Origin of the sequence: Endozoicomonas atrinae, from assembly GCF_001647025.1 — a bacterium.
In the GTDB taxonomy this organism is placed as follows: domain Bacteria; phylum Pseudomonadota; class Gammaproteobacteria; order Pseudomonadales; family Endozoicomonadaceae; genus Endozoicomonas; species Endozoicomonas atrinae.
Genome location: NZ_LUKQ02000386.1, coordinates 1 through 3,737 on the forward strand (window position 1 = coordinate 1; position 3,737 = coordinate 3,737).

Genomic DNA, 3,737 nt, shown 5'->3' on the forward strand with positions numbered 1-3,737 from the left:
ACATTCACGATTATCATCTGCATGACGGGCAGCATGCTGAAAATCAACATCATTAAAACCTTCGGGTAGCTGTGGTCGACGAGACATCTGTTCTAGATAATGCATGGTAATGATGCCTAAGCATAGTGGGCGGCAGCTTAAGGATTTAGAAAATGCGATTGGTATAAATACCCCTCAGGATGGAAAATGCGTCCTTTATACAGTCCCCGCATAGCGACAAATCCTTTAACGTGAATATCTCCTCCTACAGGGTAAGATGGCATATCGTAGTCATGTGAATAACAGGCAATAAAGCCATTAAAGTCTTCTCCGTCTATTTGAATCACTGGCATCAGTGAGCCATTCAGTTTTGTATAAGCTATTTTCCGGTGTTGAACAGTCTCCGCAAAGCTGAAAAAGCTAATACAGAGTAGTGTTGCAAAGAATATTTGTAGATTTACTTTTACTGGCATGAATATAAACCTCAAGAATAGTTTGCTTCAGAGTATTTGAAGTGAGGTGAGTGTCTTTAGTTTCATGCGAATGTGATAACAGGTCAGTCAGTGGCATTGAACCATCATTTTGGTTTGAAGTGATTTCCATGCTTATTTCAAATATGCTCATTCACTTAATTTTCTTATGGACAGGCAGTATATCGATGATAAGAAAGGCCATTGCAAGCGATTGTGAGCAGATAGCTGATATCTACAACCACTATATCCTGAATACTACTGTTACCTTTGAAGTTGACCCTGTTACTGCTGAAGAGATTGCCGAAAGGCAGAATAAAGCCCTCTGTTTTCTGGCTTATGAAGAAGATGGATATGTGCTTGGCTATGCCTATGCCTCCAATTATCACTCACGGGCAGCCTATCGCTATACGGCTGAGGGGTCGATTTACCTGAAAAATGGAGCTGAAGGTCGTGGAGTGGGTACCTTGCTATATGAAGCGTTATTCAGTGCTGCAAAAGAGCATGGTATTCGGGAAATGATAGGTGTGATTGCCCTGCCTAATAAGAGTAGTGAAGCATTGCATCAGAAGCTGGGATATCGAAAGGTGGGAGTAATGGAGCGCTGTGGTTTTAAGTTTGATCAAGCTATTGATACATCCATCTGGCAGCGTTCATTAGGATAGAAAGTGGGTCAGTTACTGTGCAGCAGGAAAATACCTGCTGCACAGTATTATTCTCAGGCCGCTGCTTCTTTCTGGATAAGATGAACGTCTCTCTGAGGGAATGGAATTTCGATACCTGCTTCATCAAGTGCCATTTTTATATTTTCATGAAGGCTGAAGTATACATCCCAATAGTCACTGGATTTTGCCCATGGGCGAACAGCAAAGTTCACCGATGAATCGGCCAATGCTAATACGCCAATGGTCCAGGCCGGATCTTTAAGGATCCTTTCATCAGACTGAAGCACTTGCTCAATAACAGCCCTGGTTTTTTTAAGGTCAGACGAGTAGCCGACACCAATAACAAGATCAATTCTTCTTTGGCCGGTTCTTGTGTAATTAACAATGTTGCCACTTAAAACATTGTTATTAGGCACAACAACCATTTTGTTGTCGGGTGTAATAAGAACCGTGGTGAAAATCTGCACCGATTCAACAGAGCCAGCGACGCCGGAAACTTCAACAAACTCTCCTTTCTTAACTGGACGGAAAATAATCAGAAGTACACCAGCAGCAAAGTTAGACAGTGAGCCCTGCAAAGCCAGGCCAATGGCCAAGCCGGCGGCACCAATGACTGCAACCAGGGAGGCGGTTTGAATACCAACACGGCTGAGTGCAGCTGCTACTACAAATGCCAGTATCAAGTACTTGGTCATGTTGCTGGTAAAGCTGGCAACAATACCATCCACCTGCTTTTTCAGCATGATTTTATATAGGGTATTACTAATCATTCGTGCGATCAGAATACCAATGACAAGCGTTAACAATGCTGAGACGATGTTGACACAGTACTCAATTAACAATGTCTGATTGTTCTGCAACCAGTCAGCTGAATGATTTACAAGATCAAGACTCATAGTTGGTTCCTCTTGTGAACAATAGGAGGGAAAGAATAAAAGGAAGTGTTGTATCAGAAACTTAGAAGTCTATAGTCGTTTTTTCAAACGACTTATTTTAATAGTTTAAGACAGAGCTGCATAGAATAAAGAGGGTATGAGAATTAATCCGTGGAAATAGTTAAGTGCCCTAAAGAATCATCTTCCCCTCCTTGATGACCATTAATCTTTATTAACAGGCGCATGTTATTGGAAGAGTCAGCATGCTGGATAGCTTGTTGGGCTGTGATTTTCCCAGCTTCGAAAAGCTTGAATATCGATTGATCAATGGTTTGCATACCAGAGTCTTTAGAACGCTCCATCAAGTCGTGAATTTCATCCACTTTACCCTTTTTGATGAGATCTGCCAGGGCAGGAGTGTTTAATAGAATCTCATGAGAAGGGAAGGCAGTAGAACCATCCTCAGAGCCAATCAATTGTTGCCCCATGACACCCTGTAGACTCAACGATAAATCAAGAAGAATCTCTTCATGCTGCTCTTGTGGGAAAAAGTGAATGATCCGTTCCAGTGCTTGATAGGCCGTATTTGCATGAAGGGTTGCGATACAGAGGTGACCCGTTTGAACAAATTCAATCGTATGTCTCATTACCTCGGGGGTGCGGATCTCGCCAATAACAACGAGATCTGGGGCCTGACGTAGAGCATTCGACAAACCCTCTTCATAAGATTGGGTATCCAGTCCGACTTCTCGCTGGGTGACGATGCACTGGCTATGACTGTGGATAAATTCAATAGGGTCTTCAATGGTGATGATATGCCCTTTACCCATATTGTTTCGATAATTGACCAGTGATGCCATTGCGGTTGTTTTACCGGCTCCTGCTGGCCCGGTTATCAGTATTAAACCTCTTTCCTGAAGAATCAGGTCGCAAAAAATATCGGGAAGGCCAAGCTCTTGAGGGGAAGGAATATGGTGGTGGATGCGCCTGATCACCATTCCGGGTTCCCCTCTTTGGAAGAATGCACTGATTCGAAAACGACCTGAGTCTGGACTCTGTAAAGCGTAATTACTTTCACGAGTCTCACAGAATTCCTGGAAGCGCTCCTCACCCATCATCTTTTCAAAGATATGGTGTGCCTGCTCGCTGGTAAGAGAAGCTTTGGCAATAGATACCAATTGACCATTAACTTTCAGACAGGGGGGGTAGCCGACTGTCAGAAACAGTTCTGAACCGTTACGATCAGCCAGCAAGGAGAGCGCTTTGTTAATATCCACAGTATAAGAGTTTCAAGTTGTTGAGACTCTTAGTTTGTCGGCCCGTTCAGCTCTCTCTTAATGCTTTGCAGATATCTTCTTCTATATCTTCTGGTTTGGTCGTAGGGGCATATCGGTCAATAATTTCGCCCTTACGACTGACCAGGAACTTGGTAAAGTTCCATTTTATCTTCTGGGTGCCCAGCAACCCGGGGGCTTCAGATTTTAAATCTTTATAGATTGGAGCGGCATGATCACCATTGACATCAATTTTCTCAAAGATTGGAAAGGTAACGCCGTAGTTCTTCTGACAGAAAGCACCAATCTCTTCACTGTCTCCGGGCTCCTGACGACCAAATTGATTACAGTGTCATCACCGATGTAATAAGTCTTCAAAACACCAGTTTAATTTGACCTCCCGATTAACCCTTTTCTGGCCGATTGTTTTCCTGTTGGTATCAAGCAGGGAGCAGCGCCATGACCAATCGAGAG

Annotated in this window: 4 protein-coding genes and 1 pseudogene; 1 reads left to right on the plus strand and 4 read right to left on the minus strand. The window is 43.4% G+C overall.

The features are described from left to right. Positions 1–137 precede the first annotated feature (137 nt). A complete protein-coding gene (locus AK963_RS32590) occupies positions 138–452 on the minus strand; it encodes a hypothetical protein (RefSeq protein WP_139117689.1) in 315 nt (104 codons plus the stop codon). 185 nt (positions 453–637) lie between these two features. Between AK963_RS32590 and AK963_RS26640 the strand changes: the two genes are divergently transcribed. Then, positions 638–1,114, plus strand: coding sequence for a GNAT family N-acetyltransferase (locus tag AK963_RS26640; protein WP_066018377.1), 477 nt, complete (start codon positions 638–640; stop codon positions 1,112–1,114). A 53-nt stretch (positions 1,115–1,167) separates the two neighbouring features. Here the strand turns inward: AK963_RS26640 and mscS are convergent, their stop codons facing one another. The 3 genes and pseudogenes from mscS to AK963_RS26655 all read right to left on the minus strand — a co-directional run. Further along, entirely contained in the window at positions 1,168–2,010 is an 843-nt protein-coding gene (mscS, locus tag AK963_RS26645; RefSeq protein ID WP_066018378.1) for a small-conductance mechanosensitive channel MscS, read from the minus strand. A 143-nt stretch (positions 2,011–2,153) separates the two neighbouring features. Further along, the gene (locus AK963_RS26650) at positions 2,154–3,266 is read right to left on the minus strand and encodes a PilT/PilU family type 4a pilus ATPase (protein WP_066018379.1); all 1,113 of its coding nucleotides are present in this window, start codon (positions 3,264–3,266) and stop codon (positions 2,154–2,156) included. A 46-nt stretch (positions 3,267–3,312) separates the two neighbouring features. Further along, a pseudogene (locus AK963_RS26655) lies at positions 3,313–3,600 on the minus strand (glutathione peroxidase); the annotation flags it as partial. Positions 3,601–3,737: the final 137 nt, after the last annotated feature.

What these genes read in the sequence shown, in the direction of transcription:
- AK963_RS32590 (WP_139117689.1), bottom strand. Translation starts at nt 452, where the DNA reads ATGCCAGTAAAAGTAAATCTACAAATATTCTTTGCAACACTACTCTGT.
- AK963_RS26640 (WP_066018377.1), top strand. Translation starts at nt 638, where the DNA reads ATGATAAGAAAGGCCATTGCAAGCGATTGTGAGCAGATAGCTGATATC.
- mscS (WP_066018378.1), bottom strand. Translation starts at nt 2,010, where the DNA reads ATGAGTCTTGATCTTGTAAATCATTCAGCTGACTGGTTGCAGAACAAT.